This is a genomic window from Kribbella sp. VKM Ac-2571, from assembly GCF_004362255.1.
GTDB classification, from domain to species: Bacteria; Actinomycetota; Actinomycetes; order Propionibacteriales; family Kribbellaceae; genus Kribbella; species Kribbella pratensis.
On sequence record NZ_SNWS01000002.1, the window covers coordinates 154,678 to 169,679 of the forward strand.

A 15,002-nucleotide genomic window follows, 5' to 3' on the forward strand; every position below is an offset into this window, starting at 1 on the left:
ACCCTGAGACATCACTCTTGCTAGACTCCGAACATGGCGCGATGGGACCCCGGAGCCGAGCTGCGGCTGCGCAAGGCCGCTCTCGAGCTGTACGCCGAGCACGGGTACGACGCGGTGACCGTCAACCAGATCGCCGAGCACGCCGGTCTGACCCGGCGCTCGTACTTCCGCTACTTCCCGGACAAGCGCGAGGTCCTGTTCGCGGGTTCGGAACGCCTGCCCGCGGCCGTGACCGAGGCGATCCGCGCCGTCGACCCCTCGGTCGCACCGTGGCCCGCCGTGCTGCAGACCGCCGTGGCAATCGGTGAACTGCTCGCGGACGTGGCCGAGGACACCGACGTACGCCGTGCCGTGATCGCCGCGAGCCCCGAGCTGCAGGAGCGCGAGCGGACCAAGCTCGCATCCGTCACCGCTGCGCTCCGCGACGGGCTGGAGGAGCGTGGGCTGCCGGCGGAGGACGCCGCGCTGCTGGCACAGGTGGGCTCGGCGGTGCTCCAGAACGCGTTCAGCAGGTGGATCGACGCCGGCGGAAAGCGATCCTTCCGGTCCTGCCTGGATGTGGTTGTCGAGTCACTCCGCGGTGAGCTCGACCACTAGACACGGGCCGCCGTCGAAGGCGCCGCCGTCGATGCCCAGGGCGAGACCGTCGGCGTACAGGTGCGGGCCGGTGAGGAACTGCGGGTCGATGCCGAGCTGATCGGCGACGATGCTGTGGCCGTGCACGATCCGGCGGCCGCCGAGGTGCTGGAGGAGGATCCGGGCGACGTCCGGACCGCTCGGACCGCGGAACGCGTACCGCGACGTCGTCCGGCGCCAGATCTCCCACCACACCTCGATGTCGTCGGAGTGCAGCTCGGCCGCGGCCGTGGAGTTGATCTGGTCGATCGTGTCGCCCCACTCGACGTACTCGGCGGTGTCCGAGTGCATCAGCAACTGGTCGGCGTCCAGCCCGAGCAGCGGCTGGTCGAGCAGCCAGGCGACGTCGTCGTCGGTGAGCAGCTCCTGATCGCGGTCCTGGCCGCCGTTCAGGGCCCACGAACGCTCGAAGCTGCGCAGCGTGATGCCGTCGTGCGGGACGAACGTGTCGCCGAACTTGTACATCCCGAGCGCGAGGATCTCGTGGTTGCCGAGCAGCATCCGGCTCGCGCCGTCCGGCGCCTGGTCGATCAGGCCGCGGACGTACCGCAGTACGCCGATGCCGTCCGGGCCGCGGTCGAAGAAGTCGCCGAGGAACCAGAGCCGGGCGTCTTCGCCGGCCCAGTTGCCGTCGGCATCGGTGAGGCCGGCAGCCTGAAGTGCGGCCCTCAGTTTCTCCAGGTGGCCGTGGATGTCGCTCACGGCGTACACCCGGGTCACGTCATCCCCGCACAGTCAGCACGATCAGTACGACGTTGAGGGCCGTGACGGCGGTGGCTACCAGGCATGCGGCGAGAGTAGTCGCCTTCCGGTTGACGAGGTCGCCCATGACGCGCCGGGAAGCGGTCAATCTCACCAGCGGCCACAGTGCGCAGGGGATGCCGAAGCTCAGCACGACCTGGGATACCACCAGTGCGCGGCTCGGGTCGATGCCGATCGCAAGGATCAGCAGGGCCGGGATCAGGGTGATCAGGCGGCGGACCGGGAGTGGGACATGCCGTTTCCAGAAACCGTCCAGGATCACCGAACCGGCGTACGTCCCGACCGAGGAGGACGCGAAGCCGCTGGCCAGGAGCGCGAGCGCGAACAGCAAAGCCGGCAGCTGCCCGAGCCGGTCGCCGATCGCGAGGTGGGCGGCGTCGAGGGAGTCGGCGCCGCTGCCCTTCAGCGCGGACGCGGCCAGCACGACCATCGCCAGGTTGACCGCTCCGGCCAGTGCCATCGCGACCGCCACGTCCACCCGGGTGGCCCGCAGTACGCGGGATTTGCCGAGCTCGGAGCGGATGGTCTTCCAATGCCGGTCGGTGACGAGTGCGCCGTGCAGCCAGATCGCGTGCGGCATGACCGTCGCGCCGAGCATTCCGGCCGCAAGGACGAGTGAGTCGGTGCCGTCCAGCCGCGGCACGAGGCCGCCGACCACGCCGCTGGCCGATGGGTCCGATTTCGCCGTGGAGACGACGAACCCGATCAGTACGACGGCGAGCAGGCCGATGATCGCGGCCTCGAACGGCCGTTGGCCGCGCTTCGACTGGTAGACGAGCAGCGCGAACGAGACGATGCCGGTGATCACACCGCCGACCAGCAGCGGGACGCCGAACAGCAGGTTCAGCGCGATCGCGCCGCCGACCACCTCGGCCAGGTCGGTCGCGATCGCCACCACCTCGGCCTGCGCCCACAGCCCAGTCGAGGTCGATCGGCGGAAGTGGTCACGGCAGAGCTGGGGCAGGGTCCGGCCGGTCGCGATGCTGGCCTTGGCGGCCAGATACTGGACCAGGACGGCCATCAGGTTGGCGCCGACGACCACCCAGCACAGTAGGTAGCCGTACGTCGCGCCGGCGGCGATGTTGGTGGCGAAGTTGCCCGGATCGACGTACGCGACGGCGGCGACGAACGCCGGTCCGAGCAGTAACAGCCCGGACCGACTCAGTTGCCGCCGCAGCGGCGCCGGTGCGTACATGAGAGCAGTCTGTACGACGCCGCCGACAACGCAACCCCTGTGCTCGATTTGAGACCCGCGTTACGCCCAGGCGAAGTGCACCTGGAGAGAGACCACGACGTTCTGGTCGTCGGGCACGATGTTGATGGCCGAGTCGTACGCCTTGGACGCCGACAGCCGCCGGCTCTCCAGTCCGAGTGGCATCTGGCCGTGGTTCTCGGAGATCGCGGTCACCGAGCCGAGGGAGAACCCGGCCAGACCGGCCAGGTGCGCCGCCTTCGTCTTCGCCTGCTGGAACGCCAGCTCCCGGGCCTGGACCAGCAGCTCGCTCTTGTCCTCGATGTCGAACTGCAGCCCGTGCAGCGCGAGACTGTTGCCGACAGCATCCACGGCCGCGTTCAGCAGCGCGCCGAAGCCGGTCAGGTCCTTCGTCTCCACCAGGACCGTGTGCGATGCCCGGTACGCCGTTTCCGAGCCGGGCTCCCGGTACTCCTGGAACACGTTCACCGAACTCGTGCCCAGCTGCGACTCCTCGACCCCCTGCGCCCGCAGCGCCGCAATCACCGCGTCCGTACGCTCGCCGACCGTAGCCACAGCGGCCGCGACATCCGGAGCGACCTGCTCGATCCCGAACGTGACCCGCAAAATATCCGGCGTACCACTAACCTGCCCTGACCCGACAACACTCACCCCTGTGTCCATAACCGCCAGTCTGGCACCACCCACAAGGGCTTGCGGAGGTATCCGGGGGGCGTGAACATGGCAAGCATGAGACTGCCTTCGTATGCGTCCGGGGTGTCTGAGGTTCCGTTGCTGGGGGAGACGATCGGCGCGAACCTGAGACGCACGATCGCTGCGTACGGCGACCGTGAGGCGCTGGTGGAGATGCAGACCGGGCGGCGTTGGACGTACGACGAGTTCGGCGCCGAGGTCGAACTGGTCGCGCGCGGTCTGATGGCCCGCGGGATCGCGAAGGGTGACCGAGTCGGCATCTGGGCCCCGAACCAGGCCGAATGGACGATCACGCAGTACGCCACCGCGCTGATCGGCGCGATCCTCGTGAACATCAACCCGGCGTACCGGACCCACGAACTGGCCTACGCGCTGAACCAGTCCGGCGTCCGGCTGCTGGTCAGCGCAACCGCCTTCAAAACCAGCGACTACCGGGCGATGGTCGAGGAAGTGAAGCCTGACCTCGCCGCCCTCGAGGAGACAATCTACCTCGGCACCGGCGACTGGGACGCCCTCCGCGACGACGCTTCGCGGATCCCCGTCGACCAGTTGCACGCCCGCGAGGCGGAGCTGTCCTTCGACGACCCGATCAACATCCAGTACACCAGCGGTACGACGGGATTCCCGAAGGGTGCGACCCTCAGCCACCACAACATCCTGAACAACGGCTTCTTCGTCACCGAGACGATCGCGTTCACCGCCGAGGATCGCCTGTGTATCCCGGTGCCGTTCTACCACTGCTTCGGCATGGTGATGGGCAACCTCGGCTGCACCACGCACGGCGCGTGCATGGTGATCCCGGGGCCGGCGTTCGACCCGGCCGCGACGCTCAAAGCGGTCCAGGACGAGCGATGCACCGGGCTGTACGGCGTACCGACGATGTTCATCGCCGAACTCGGCCTGCCGGACTTCGCCGACTACGACCTGACGTCGTTGCGGACCGGCGTGATGGCCGGATCGCCGTGCCCGATCGAGGTGATGAAGCGCTGCGTCGCGGACATGCACATGGCCGAGGTCGCGATCTGCTACGGCATGACCGAGACGTCGCCGGTGTCCACGCAGACGAGGCGGGACGACGACCTGGACCGCCGTACGTCGACCGTCGGCCGCGTGATGCCGCATGTCGAGGTGAAGCTCGTCGACCCGGCGACAGGGCTGGTTGTCGAACGAGGTGAGCCCGGCGAGCTGTGCACCCGCGGGTACTCGGTGATGCTCGGGTACTGGGACGAGCCGGAGAAGACCGCCGAGGCGATCGACGAGGCGCGCTGGATGCACACCGGGGATCTCGCGACGATGCGCGAGGACGGGTACGTGAACATCGTCGGCCGGATCAAGGACATGGTCATCCGTGGCGGCGAGAACGTGTACCCGCGGGAGATCGAGGAGTTCCTCTACACGCACCCGTCGATCGCCGACGTCCAGGTCATTGGCGTCCCCGACGAGAAGTACGGCGAGGAACTCTGCGCCTGGATCAAACTCAAGCCCGGCGCGGATCCGCTCGACGCGGAGGCGATCAGGACCTTCGCCGGCGGGAAACTCGCGCACTTCAAGATCCCGCGCTACGTCCTGCTCGTCGACGACTTCCCGATGACCGTCACCGGCAAGATCCGCAAGGTCGAAATGCGGGAGAAGTCAGTAGAACTCCTGGGGCTGTGACCTGTACGTGCCCGCCCGGGCCTGGGAGGGTGGGTGGGAGTCACGTGTCGCGGACGGGGGGCGTTCGTGGGGGGAACTGCACACTGACGAGGGGGAACACCCATGAAGTTGCGCCATCGAACACCCATGGCCTGCGGAGCTGCGCTGCTGGCGATGACGGTCGCCGTCCCGGCCTCGGCCACGCTGATCCTGCACGAACACTTCGAGGACGCCGGGACCGGTCTGATCGAGGACTTCTGCGGCAGCGGGGACACCGTACATTTCGACTTCCACGTCTCGGGGTCGTTCATGTACCGCGGAAATCAGCAGGACGGGTTGCCCTACTACCGTGAGGACGATCATCTGACCAACACCCTGACGAACCTGTCCAACGGCAAGACCGCGTACCACCAGATCAACGTCGCTCACAAGGACACGCAAGTGACCGACAACGGGAACGGCACCCTAACGGTCACCTTCCATGAAGTGAACGGCGGTGACCACTGGTTCGACTCCGACGGCAAGCTGGTCCTTCCGGACAGCGGGTCGGTGTGGACCCAGATCCTGGTCGACGACGGCGGTACGCCGACTGACCCGACCGACGACGAGTTCATCGACTCACTGGGAGACGTCAAGGTCACCGGCCAGGAAGGCAATGTGACCGACGAGAACTTCTGCGACAAGATGCTCGCGGTCCTCGGCTGATCGTCGCCAGTACGGCGCCCAGTCCGAACGCTGCGCCGAGGAGGCACACGCCGGTCCAGCCGGTGCGTTCGTAGAGCATGGTCGATGCGATCGCGCCGGTGCCGCTGCCGAGGGAGTAGAAGATCATGTAGCCGCCGATGATCCGGCCCCCTGCCTCCGGCCGGAGCGGGTAGATCCGGCTCTGGTTGGTGACGTGCACGGCCTGTACGGCGAGGTCGAGCAGGATCGTGCCGATCGCCAACGCCACCAGGGATCTCGGCGTCCAGGCGGTGACCGCCCAACTTGTTGCCAACAGCACCGAAGCGGCCGTTGTCACGACTCGCCCGTGGCCGCGATCCGCGAGTCGTCCGGCCGGTCCCGCAGCGAGTGCGCCCGCTGCGCCGATCAGGCCGAACGCGCCGATCTCGGTGTGGGACAACGACCGCTCGGACAGCGGCAGGGCGATCGAGCTCCAGAGCGTCGAGAACGACGCGAAGATGAAGAACGCGCGCATCGCGCTCTCGCGGAACAGTCGCTCGCGCCAGAGGTCGACGGTCGACCGCAGTAGTTCGCCGTACGTCAACCGAACCCGTGGCAGCGGGGCAGACCGGACGAAGAGCGTTGTGATTGCAAGGGAAGCGGCGCACGCGATCAGGTAGACGGCCCGCCAGCCGAGGAGGTCCGTGAGGATGCCGGACGCGGTGCGGGCCAGGAGGATGCCGAGCACGATGCCGGTGGTGATGGTGCCGACCGTGCGGCCGCGCTCGGCCGGATCGCTCAGCGCGGCGCCGAGCACGACCAGGGACTGCGCGACGACGGCGAGTGCGCCGACGGCGGCGAGTCCGATCATCAGCATCGCCGTGTTCCGGGCGAGAGCAGTGGTGAGCAGCGCGACGGCGAGCAACAGGAACTGGACCTGGACGAGTCGCCGGCGGTCGAGCCGATCGCCGAGCGGTACGAGGAAGAACAGACCGAGGCCGTAGCCGACCTGCGTCACGGTGACGAAGACGCCGACCGTCCCGGGCGCGATGCCGAGGTCGCTGCCCATCGTGACGAGGAGCGGCTGGGCGAAGTACACCGTGGCGACCGCGAGGCCGGCTGCCACCCCTAGGAGTTTTGGTTGCATGTTGCTACCGTAAGAGAAGTTGGTAGCATGTTGCAACCAGGAGGTGTGGGATGGTCAAGCGGACCAGGTTCGACGGTGAGAGCTGCCCGGTGGCGCGGTCGGTGGACGTGGTCGGCGACTGGTGGTCGCTGCTGATCGTGCGGGACGCGTTCGACGGCAGCCGCCGGTTCGGCGACTTCCAGCGCAGCCTCGGGGTCGCGAAGAACATCCTCAGCGCACGCCTGCGATCCCTGGTCGACAACGGCATTCTCGAGACCGTCCCGGCCGGCGCCCGCCACGAGTACGTCCTGACCGCCAAGGGTGAGGCGCTCTTCCCGGTCATCGTGGCCTTGCGCCAGTGGGGCGAGGCCTTCGCCTTCGAGCCCGGTGAGCCGCACTCACAACTCTTGGACCGCCGCGATCAGCAGCCCCTCCGACCGCTCGAAGTACACGCCGCCGACGGCCGCCTGGTCGCCGCGAGCGACACCGAAGTACGCAAGGACAGGTAGTGCACCGGCGAGACACCGTACGCGCAACCGGGTTCCCGCTCAGGTGCACTACCCAGCCGACCGACACCTCCTGTCGTTAGGTCTTCAGGTGTTCGGCGAAGGCCTTGACGGAGGGGGTCTGTTCGCCGCGGCGCCAGACGAGGCCGAGGGCGGAGTCGGGGAGGCCGGTCAGGGGGACCGTGACGATGCCGGCCCGGCCGTTGAGGGCAGCGGTGGGTTGGCAGACGAGCATCGCGCCGCGGTTGGCGGCAATCAGCGACAGGCCTTCCTGCAAGGTGGCGACGTCGGGACCGCGGTGGATGAGCGCGCCGCTGGGCGTCTGGGTGGGCGCCTGGGCCTGCCGCCAGTAGCCGGGCGCCGGGCCGGAGAAGGCGATCAGGGTCTCGCCGGCCAGGTCCTCGGCGTCGATCGAGGCCCGGTCGGCGAGCTGGTGCCGCTTGCACACCGCGAGGGTTTGCGGGTGGCGCGAGAAGACAGGGCCCACGACGAGGTCGTCTTCGGCGACCGGCAGCAGTACGACGGCCGCGTCGACGGTGCCGCGCCGGAGCGCTCCGAACGGATCGTTCAACGGGAGCTCGCAGACGTCGATCAGGCAGTTCGGGTTACGCGCCTGGAACGCCGACACCGCCCGGAGCATGTCGTCGTTCGCGGACCCCTGGAACCCGATCCGCAGCTTGCCCTTCACGCAGGCGGCGTACTCGCGAGCGTTCTCGACCACCCGCTCCAAAGCGGCGTACGCGGGCCGCAGGGACGTCAGGAACTCCTTGCCTAACGGCGTCAGCGCCACCCGACGGCTCGTCCGCTCGAACAACGGCCCGCCGATCCGCCGCTCCAGCGACTGCAGCATTTGGCTGACCCGGCTCTGCGAGAGGTAGAGCCGCTCCGCGGTACGCCCGAAGTGCAGCTCCTCGGACAACACCAGGAAACACTCGAGTTCGCGGATCTCGACAGCCATAACTCCACGATCATCGATTAGCTCAGCTAATACAAGCATGACCACATCGCCGTTGTTCCGCACCACCTCGCGACGGCTCACTGGTGATATGACAACGATCTGCGTCGACCAGCCGGCCACCGACACGCGGGCGTGGGCCGCCTCCGTGACCATGGCCGCCACGGTCTTCACCGTGGTCACCGCCGAGATGCTCCCGGTCGGCCTGCTCACCCCTCTGAGCGACACCCTGCACATCACCGAAGGCACCGCCGGCCTGAGCCTCACTGTCACCGGCATCGTGTCCGCCGTCGCCTCACCTGTCCTCCCGTTGCTGCTCGGCAAGCTCGATCGCAGAACGGTCCTCAGCGCTCTGATGGTGCTGCTCGCCGTCGCCGCGTTCATCGCCGCAACGGCCCCGGTCTACCCGGTCTTCCTCGCAGCCCGCGTTCTGATGGGCATCTCGATCGGCGGCGTCTGGCTCTTCACCGTCAGCCTCGCGCGCCGCGTCGTACCCGAACACGCCGCCGGACCGGCCACCTCACTCATCTTCAGCGGCATCGGAATCGCCTCCGTGCTAGGGATTCCGGCCGGGGCGTACGTCGGTGAACTCGTCGGCTGGCGCTGGGCCTTCGCGGGCGTCGGACTGCTCGCCCTCGGGCTAACTGTTGCTCTGAGCATCTTCCTGCCCACCCTGCCCCCGGAGCGCGCAGTCCGGCTGGCCGACGTACGGGAAGTGCTGAAACTCAGGCAGGTGCGCGTCGGCCTGGTTCTCGTCGCGCTGATCGTGACCGGCCACTTCGCGGCGTACACCTACGTCCGCCCGCTCCTCGAGCCGCACGCCGGCGCGGCGCTGATCGGCACGCTACTCCTCGCGTACGGCGTGGCCGGTGTCATCGGCAACTTCCTCACCGGTGCACTCCGCCCGACCCGCGCTCTCACCGTCATCGCCGGAGGCATCGCCCTGACAGCGCTGGCCATGCCCGTCCTCGGTACCACCCTCGCCGGATCCCTTGTCCTACTGGTGATCTGGGGTCTCGCGTACGGCGGAACTAGTGTCAGCACGCAAGCATGGGGACACGCGGCGGCGCCCAGTGCCCCCGAATCATCGTCCGCTGTGCTGGTGGGCATCTACAACGGATCGATCGCACTGGGCGCCTTCACCGGCGGCCAGATCGCCGACCATCTCGGTACGACGACGGTCACCTGGATTCCCGCAGTACTGGCGACTGCGGCGCTCGTTGTCCTGCTAGCGAACCGCCGCCAGCGCGGCTGAGTCCTCGTCGCCGAAGTCGTCCTCGAGCTTCTCGGGGGAGTAGTCGAGGTCGATCCCGGCCACGTCCGCGCCGACGGCCGACTCGATCGCGCCGAGCCGGCGGGTGGCCCGATCGCCGGCGTACGTCATCAACGCGGTCGGGTTGATCTCCGGCGGAAGTTCGGGGGAGTTGTCCATCGCCCACTGGATCTGCGTCAGCGCGTGCGGGAGGAGTTCCTCCATCGTGTCGGTGACGACCTTCCAGTTCGAGGCGTCCCCGGCGACGTGCCGGCGGCAGGTGAACGTGCCCCACGCCATGTGCCGGCGCTCGTCGTCGCCGATCCGGCGGATCAGCTCCTGCATCCCGGGCAGGACGCCGCGCGCCGTACAGAGCAGGTTCCACGCGTGGTACCCGGTGAGGGCCAGAGTTCCTTCCACCACGTGGTTGTAGGTCACCGACGCGCGGACCTGGTTGGCCGGTGACGGGTCGTCGGCGAGCGACTTGAGCGCGACGGGCAGCGCCTCGTAGAAGATCGCACGGTAGCCCGGGTTGTTCTCGACGTACCGGTGCAGGTCCTCGGTGACGCCGACGGCGTCCAGCCAGAGCCGGAAGACCGCGGTGTGCTTGGCCTCCTCGAAACAGAACTGGGTCAGGTACATCTCGTCGCCGAAGCGGCCCTCGGCGGCCATCGCCTGCAGGAACGGCTGCAGGTCCTCGGTCACCGCCTCCTCGCCCGCGATGAACTGCGAGCAGAGCATCAACGCGTTGTCCTTGTCGTTGTCGCCCAGCTCCTGCCAGTCCTTGGCGTCCTGGCTGAAGTCGATGTCGCGCGGGTTCCAGAACTTGCGGTTGCCCTTGTCGAACAGCCGCAGCGGCAACGCGTCCCAGTTCAGCCCGCCGGCCCGGAGCGAGGTGAAGCCCTGTCGGTGCAACTCGTTCATACGTGCAACCTCCGTGACTCGGCTAAGAAGGGCGAAAGGACGCGAGCCAGCTGCGCCGCCACCACCGCCGGGGGAGGGCCCGGGGTGACGATGTGGCTGATGACGACGCGCAAGGCGACGTCGACGCAGCTGGTCGCGTCCTCCGCCGGCACCTCCGGCCAGTGCTCCCTGACATGGGCACCCAGCCGTAGCTGTGCCAGCTCCAGCACCTGCTGCCCCCGTGTGGTCAGCAGCTGGCTGGCTTGGTCGGATCCCGGCTGGCTCAGCGCCGCCTTGATCAGCGGGTTCTCCCCGGCGAGCGTGAGCGCCCGCTCGACCGCGGCCCGGAGACCGTCGATCGGGTCGGACTGCTCGGCGAGCGCCGCGTTCACATCCAGCAGGAACCGTTCGGTCTCGCGTGCCGCGACAGCCTCCAGTACGCCCCACTTGTCGCCGAACTCGTTGTAGACGGTCTGCCGGGACACCCCGGTACGACGAGCGACCTCGGCCATCCGAAGCCCGTCGTACCCACCTGTCTCGATGGCGTCCTGCGCAGCGTCCAGCAACTCGTCACGCAGCCGGCGCTTGGTTCGATCGGCAAACGAGTCCATGCCGATGAGGGTTTACAAAACGGCTCCGAATGTCAAGTGCTCGGACATCGTGTCTTCAGTTGTCAAGTGCGGAGAAGTGCGAGGCGTCGCCCGTTCGCGGCGTACTGCGGACGCCGTCCACGCTGACCGGTACGTCGCCGGCGAGTGTGATCCGGTGCAGCCGCCGGGGGAGGTCGTCGTAGTCGGCGACGCCGTAGTGCTGCGTCGCGCGGTTGTCCCAGATCGCCAGGTCGCCCGGCTGCCACTGCCAGCGGACGGTGTTGTCGAGGTTGGTGATGCGGTTCTGCAGGAGCTGGAACAGCGCGGTCGTCTCGGTGCTGCTCAGTCCGACGAACCGGCGGACAAAATGACCGAGCACGAGCGACCGCTCGCCTGTCTCGGGATGGACGCGGACCACCGGGTGCTCGGTCTCGAACACCTTCGACACGAACTGTTTGCGGTGCTCCTCGACCCTCACGTCCACACCGCCGATGCGCCGCTCGTCGGCATGCCCGGCGTAGTCGTACTTGTTGCTGTGCACCGCCCACAGGCGATCGACGAGCGCCTGCAGCGACTGCGGCAGATTCGCGTACGCCGTGACCGTGTTGGCCCAGGTGGTGTTCCCGCCGTACGCCGGAAGCGTGACAGTGCGGAGCAGACTGATCGCGGGGATCCGGTCGATGAACGTGACATCGGTGTGCCAGCTGTTCGCCTTGCTGTAGTCCGAGTCGATCGGCAGCACGTTCGCGGCGCCGTCGAGGCTCTTCGAGGTCGGGTGCGCGAGCGTCGGCGTACCGAGCAACTTCGCGAACGCGAGCTGGCCGGCGTCGTCGAGGTGGTGCTGGTCGCGGAAGAAGATCACCTTGTGGTCGAGCAGGGCCTGCCGGATCGCGGCGACGGTCTCCGGCGCCAGGTCGCCGCCGAGCTCGACGTTGCCGATCACGGCGCCGATCGCCCCGCCGGCCTTGGTGACGGTGATCTCCGGCGCTTCGAGTTGCGTGGTCATACGTGCTCCCTCGGGTCGGTTGTTATGTCCCATAATCCAACTGATTTAGTGGACTTAAACGCCGTTTCGGGATGCGGACGTCAGGCGCTTGTTAGGGTTGGGGACGTGTCAACCGCCGCGATCCAGCCCGCTCCCGATACCGCCGACGTCCCGGAGCTGGTGGTCGGGTTCGACCTGGACATGACGCTGATCGACTCCCGGCCCGGGATCCAGGCCGTCTGGGACCTGCTGGCCGCGGAGACCGGCGTGCCGATCGACACCGACCTGGTGGTGAGCCGGCTCGGGCCGCCGCTCACCTGGGAGATGGCGAACTGGTTCCCGCCCGAGCAGGTCGACGCGATGGTCGCGCGGTACCGCGAGCACTACCCGTCGCACGCGATCACGGGCAGCCTGCCGCTGCCCGGCGTGGCCGAGTCGCTGGCCGCGATCCGGGCGTTGCGCGGGCGGACGATGGTCGTCTCCGCGAAGTACACCCCGTCCGTCCGGCTGCACCTTGAACACCTCGGCCTGGACGTCGACGAGCCGGTCGGCGACCTGCACGGCGCCGAGAAAGGTACGGCGCTGCGCGAGCACCAGGCCACGATCTACGTCGGCGACCACACTGCCGACATCGACGGAGCGCATGCGGCCGGCGCGCTCGCGGTGTCGGTCGCGACCGGCCCGTTCACCGCGGACGAGTTGCGCGCGTACGGCGCCGACGTCGTGCTGAACGATCTGACCGAGTTTCCGGCCTGGCTCGACGAGTACGTGCTCGAGCAGCGGCTCGAAGCGCTCATGCGGCGGCTGTCGTCGTACGACAAGATGGTGGTCGCGTTCAGCGGCGGCGCCGACTCGGCGTTCCTGCTCGCGGCGGCGGCGCGGGCGATCGGACCGGCGAACGTCGTCGCGGCGACGGCAGTGTCTCCTTCGCTTCCGGCCGCGGAGCTCGAGCCGGCGGCGCGGTTCGCGGACAACCTCGGCGTCCGCCACGTCACGCCGCACACGCACGAGATGGAGCGCGAGGGGTACCAGGCGAACTCGGGCGCCCGGTGCTACTTCTGCAAGGCCGAGCTGGTCGAGACGCTGCAGCCGATCGCGGACGAGTTCGGGATCACCGCGATCGCGACCGGGACGAACGCGGACGACGCGATCGCCGGCTTCCGGCCGGGGATCCGGGCCGCCTTCGAGCGCGGCGCGCTGACCCCGCTGAAGGACGCGCGGCTGACCAAGGCGCAGATCCGTACGGCCTCGCGCAGCTGGGGTCTCGAGACCTCGGACAAGCCGGCCGCGGCGTGCCTGTCCAGCCGGATCGCGTACGGCATCCGGATCACCCCGAACCTGCTCGCCCGCGTCGATCGCGCCGAGCAGGCGGTCCGTTCGCGATTGGCGTCGTACGGCGTCCAGAACGTGCGGGTCCGGGACCTCGGGGACAGCGCCTCGATCGAGATCGACGCGGCGCTGCTGGACCAGGTGGACCACGAGCCGCTGGTGAATGCGGTCATGGCCGAAGGGTTCCCGGCGGCGCGGGTGGACCCGCGCGGATTCCGGTCCGGATCGATGAACGAGCGGCTGCCGGAGCCCGAAAAGTACCGGAACTTGTAAGGGGTGCGGGAAGTCTGCTCGATCAGGTAGTTTCCCGGAGGCGCCGCCGCGCCGGTTCACGTACGCTGGGTTTTCCAGTCGCGCTGCGCGCTCGATTGCATCCGTTCGATTGACGTGTACTGCGCTTGTTTCAAAGAGAGGTCTCCCGTGCCCGTTGGCAAGGTGAAGTGGTATGACTCCGAGAAGGGGTTCGGATTCCTCAGCAAGGAGGAGGGCGGGGACGTGTACGTCCGCGCCGAGGCCTTGCCGTCGGGTGTCACCAACCTGAAGCCGGGCCAGAAGGTCGAGTTCGGTGTCGTCGAGGGACGCAAGGGCGAGCAGGCTCTGCAGGTCCGGCTGATCGACCCGCCGCCGTCGGTGGCGAAGGCGATGCGGCCGAAGCCCGAGGACATGCAGGTCGTCATCGAGGACCTGATCAAGCTCCTCGACCGCCTCGGCGAGGGCTACCGCCGCGGCCGCCAGCCCGACAGTAAGTCCGCCCGCCAGGTCGCCACCGTCCTGCGCGGCGTCGCCGACAAACTCGACGTCTGACCCACCCACCAGGTCCGCATTTGCCTGGCTGACCCACCAATTTGCCTGGCTGACCCACCAAGTGGTGGGTTCTGGACCCTGGTCAGCGGTCAGGAACCCCCCATTTGCCTGGTCAACCAGGCAAATGGGCTTGCGGCGGAGTCAGGGGGTTTGGCGGGTGATGCGGGTGTGGATGCCGTCGAGGACGGTGTTCAGGCCGAAGGCGAACTCGGCTGCGTCGAAGTCGCCGGCGTAGCCCTCGTCGACGGGCTGCTCGAGGGTGGCCGCGATCCCGGGGAAACGGTCCGGGGTCGCGAGCATCGTCAGGCGCTGGGTGTAGAGCCGGTCGGCCTCGCGGACCTCGTCGGGTTCGGTGCGCAGGTTCGCGGTGAGTTGCGCCGTACCGCGGACGTAGATGTTCACCAGCAGCATCGCGGACAGCCGGTCCTGCGGCGTGAGCGGCGTACCGTCGAACGCGTCCAGTCCCGACTCCATCCACGCGAGCTGGTTCGGTGACAGCGGCGGCTCCTGGATCGGGATCTGCAGGATCCACGGGTGCCGCCGCAGTCCGTCGCGGAACGCCTCGGCCCACGCGGTGATCCGGCCGCGCCAGTCGAGCTCCGGGTCCAGGACCGGCGGCTCGGCGAAGGCGTGCTCGAGCATCACGACGTACAGGTCGTCCTTGGCGTCGACGTACCGGTAGAGCGACATCGTGGTGAAGCCGAGCTCGGCCGCCACCTTGCTCATTGACACGGCGCCCAGCCCGCCCGCGTCGGCCAGTTTGATCGCGGCCCGCGCTATGTCGCTGATGTGGAACGCCGGTTTCGGCCCTGGGCGACTCCGCGCCTCGATTCCCCAGAGCTGCTGCAACACCCGCGGCAGTTCGTTCTCGTCCATGGCGGCCATCCTCTCCCTCCCCTCCGCCGAGCGAAGCGAGGCTCTCATTCCTTCCGTGATCCTATCTGTTTACA

General features: G+C 68.2%; 16 protein-coding genes. 7 read left to right on the forward strand and 9 right to left on the reverse strand.

What is annotated here, in order from left to right; genetic code table 11:
* The first annotated feature begins 33 nt into the window (after window positions 1-33).
* A complete protein-coding gene (locus EV651_RS04720) occupies window positions 34-597 on the forward strand; it encodes a TetR/AcrR family transcriptional regulator (RefSeq protein ID WP_133782415.1) in 564 nt (187 codons plus the stop codon).
* Here the strand turns inward: EV651_RS04720 and EV651_RS04725 are convergent.
* Genes EV651_RS04725 through EV651_RS04735 form a run of 3 tightly spaced genes read right to left on the reverse strand, consistent with a single transcriptional unit; the run spans window position 571 to window position 3,274 of the window.
* Window positions 571-1,338 carry a metallophosphoesterase gene (locus tag EV651_RS04725; RefSeq protein WP_238156662.1) on the reverse strand — a complete coding sequence of 256 codons (768 nt, stop codon included), beginning with the start codon at window positions 1,336-1,338 and terminating at the stop codon, window positions 571-573. The two genes, EV651_RS04720 and EV651_RS04725, sit on opposite strands and share 27 nt — an antisense overlap.
* A gap of 19 nt (window positions 1,339-1,357) precedes the next feature.
* Window positions 1,358-2,593 carry an Nramp family divalent metal transporter gene (locus EV651_RS04730; protein WP_133782419.1) on the reverse strand — a complete coding sequence of 412 codons (1,236 nt, stop codon included), beginning with the start codon at window positions 2,591-2,593 and terminating at the stop codon, window positions 1,358-1,360.
* Between the two features lie 60 nt (window positions 2,594-2,653).
* Window positions 2,654-3,274: an SIMPL domain-containing protein gene (locus EV651_RS04735; RefSeq protein WP_133782421.1), complete on the reverse strand. Its 621-nt coding sequence runs from the start codon at window positions 3,272-3,274 to the stop codon at window positions 2,654-2,656.
* A 66-nt stretch (window positions 3,275-3,340) separates the two neighbouring features.
* Here EV651_RS04735 and EV651_RS04740 point away from each other — a divergent pair, with 66 nt between their 5' ends.
* Both EV651_RS04740 and EV651_RS04745 read left to right on the forward strand, forming a co-directional pair.
* A complete protein-coding gene (locus EV651_RS04740; RefSeq protein ID WP_238156664.1) occupies window positions 3,341-4,960 on the forward strand; it encodes an AMP-binding protein in 1,620 nt (539 codons plus the stop codon).
* A gap of 102 nt (window positions 4,961-5,062) precedes the next feature.
* Entirely contained in the window at window positions 5,063-5,644 is a 582-nt protein-coding gene (locus EV651_RS04745) for a hypothetical protein (protein WP_133782425.1), read from the forward strand.
* Here the strand turns inward: EV651_RS04745 and EV651_RS04750 are convergent.
* Window positions 5,577-6,749, reverse strand: coding sequence for an MFS transporter (locus EV651_RS04750; RefSeq protein ID WP_133782427.1), 1,173 nt, complete (start codon window positions 6,747-6,749; stop codon window positions 5,577-5,579). The genes EV651_RS04745 and EV651_RS04750 overlap by 68 nt on opposite strands.
* 50 nt (window positions 6,750-6,799) lie before the next feature.
* Here EV651_RS04750 and EV651_RS04755 point away from each other — a divergent pair, with 50 nt between their 5' ends.
* Complete coding sequence (locus EV651_RS04755) at window positions 6,800-7,237, forward strand: helix-turn-helix domain-containing protein (RefSeq protein ID WP_133782429.1); 438 nt, start codon at window positions 6,800-6,802, stop codon at window positions 7,235-7,237.
* A 76-nt stretch (window positions 7,238-7,313) separates the two neighbouring features.
* On the opposite strand, the gene EV651_RS04760 is transcribed toward EV651_RS04755, so the two are convergent.
* Window positions 7,314-8,192, reverse strand: coding sequence for a LysR family transcriptional regulator (locus tag EV651_RS04760; protein WP_202870162.1), 879 nt, complete (start codon window positions 8,190-8,192; stop codon window positions 7,314-7,316).
* 88 nt (window positions 8,193-8,280) lie between these two features.
* Here EV651_RS04760 and EV651_RS04765 point away from each other — a divergent pair, with 88 nt between their 5' ends.
* Entirely contained in the window at window positions 8,281-9,444 is a 1,164-nt protein-coding gene (locus tag EV651_RS04765) for an MFS transporter (protein WP_133782433.1), read from the forward strand.
* Here the strand turns inward: EV651_RS04765 and EV651_RS04770 are convergent.
* From EV651_RS04770 to EV651_RS04780, 3 genes are read right to left on the reverse strand one after another with little or no spacing between them, the layout of a single operon-like run.
* Window positions 9,418-10,365: a R2-like ligand-binding oxidase gene (locus EV651_RS04770; RefSeq protein WP_130384463.1), complete on the reverse strand. Its 948-nt coding sequence runs from the start codon at window positions 10,363-10,365 to the stop codon at window positions 9,418-9,420. The two genes, EV651_RS04765 and EV651_RS04770, sit on opposite strands and share 27 nt — an antisense overlap.
* Complete coding sequence (locus EV651_RS04775; protein ID WP_133782435.1) at window positions 10,362-10,955, reverse strand: TetR family transcriptional regulator; 594 nt, start codon at window positions 10,953-10,955, stop codon at window positions 10,362-10,364. Before EV651_RS04775 ends, EV651_RS04770 begins: the two co-directional genes overlap by 4 nt.
* A gap of 55 nt (window positions 10,956-11,010) precedes the next feature.
* Window positions 11,011-11,940 (reverse strand): TauD/TfdA family dioxygenase, encoded by a 930-nt coding sequence (locus EV651_RS04780; RefSeq protein WP_133782437.1) that lies wholly within the window; start codon window positions 11,938-11,940, stop codon window positions 11,011-11,013.
* A gap of 105 nt (window positions 11,941-12,045) precedes the next feature.
* Between EV651_RS04780 and larE the strand changes: the two genes are divergently transcribed.
* A complete protein-coding gene (larE, locus tag EV651_RS04785; protein WP_202870163.1) occupies window positions 12,046-13,521 on the forward strand; it encodes an ATP-dependent sacrificial sulfur transferase LarE in 1,476 nt (491 codons plus the stop codon).
* A 147-nt stretch (window positions 13,522-13,668) separates the two neighbouring features.
* On the forward strand, window positions 13,669-14,052 hold the full coding sequence (locus EV651_RS04790) for a cold-shock protein (RefSeq protein ID WP_130384459.1): 384 nt from the start codon (window positions 13,669-13,671) through the stop codon (window positions 14,050-14,052).
* A gap of 141 nt (window positions 14,053-14,193) precedes the next feature.
* On the opposite strand, the gene EV651_RS04795 is transcribed toward EV651_RS04790, so the two are convergent.
* Complete coding sequence (locus tag EV651_RS04795) at window positions 14,194-14,928, reverse strand: TetR/AcrR family transcriptional regulator (RefSeq protein WP_166658500.1); 735 nt, start codon at window positions 14,926-14,928, stop codon at window positions 14,194-14,196.
* Between the last annotated feature and the right edge of the window lie 74 nt (window positions 14,929-15,002).

What these genes read in the sequence shown, in the direction of transcription:
- EV651_RS04720 (WP_133782415.1), top strand. Translation starts at nt 34, where the DNA reads ATGGCGCGATGGGACCCCGGAGCCGAGCTGCGGCTGCGCAAGGCCGCT.
- EV651_RS04730 (WP_133782419.1), bottom strand. Translation starts at nt 2,593, where the DNA reads ATGTACGCACCGGCGCCGCTGCGGCGGCAACTGAGTCGGTCCGGGCTG.
- EV651_RS04735 (WP_133782421.1), bottom strand. Translation starts at nt 3,274, where the DNA reads ATGGACACAGGGGTGAGTGTTGTCGGGTCAGGGCAGGTTAGTGGTACG.
- EV651_RS04740 (WP_238156664.1), top strand. Translation starts at nt 3,341, where the DNA reads ATGAGACTGCCTTCGTATGCGTCCGGGGTGTCTGAGGTTCCGTTGCTG.
- EV651_RS04745 (WP_133782425.1), top strand. Translation starts at nt 5,063, where the DNA reads ATGAAGTTGCGCCATCGAACACCCATGGCCTGCGGAGCTGCGCTGCTG.
- EV651_RS04750 (WP_133782427.1), bottom strand. Translation starts at nt 6,749, where the DNA reads ATGCAACCAAAACTCCTAGGGGTGGCAGCCGGCCTCGCGGTCGCCACG.
- EV651_RS04755 (WP_133782429.1), top strand. Translation starts at nt 6,800, where the DNA reads ATGGTCAAGCGGACCAGGTTCGACGGTGAGAGCTGCCCGGTGGCGCGG.
- EV651_RS04760 (WP_202870162.1), bottom strand. Translation starts at nt 8,192, where the DNA reads ATGGCTGTCGAGATCCGCGAACTCGAGTGTTTCCTGGTGTTGTCCGAG.
- EV651_RS04765 (WP_133782433.1), top strand. Translation starts at nt 8,281, where the DNA reads ATGACAACGATCTGCGTCGACCAGCCGGCCACCGACACGCGGGCGTGG.
- EV651_RS04770 (WP_130384463.1), bottom strand. Translation starts at nt 10,365, where the DNA reads ATGAACGAGTTGCACCGACAGGGCTTCACCTCGCTCCGGGCCGGCGGG.
- EV651_RS04775 (WP_133782435.1), bottom strand. Translation starts at nt 10,955, where the DNA reads ATGGACTCGTTTGCCGATCGAACCAAGCGCCGGCTGCGTGACGAGTTG.
- EV651_RS04780 (WP_133782437.1), bottom strand. Translation starts at nt 11,940, where the DNA reads ATGACCACGCAACTCGAAGCGCCGGAGATCACCGTCACCAAGGCCGGC.
- EV651_RS04795 (WP_166658500.1), bottom strand. Translation starts at nt 14,928, where the DNA reads ATGGACGAGAACGAACTGCCGCGGGTGTTGCAGCAGCTCTGGGGAATC.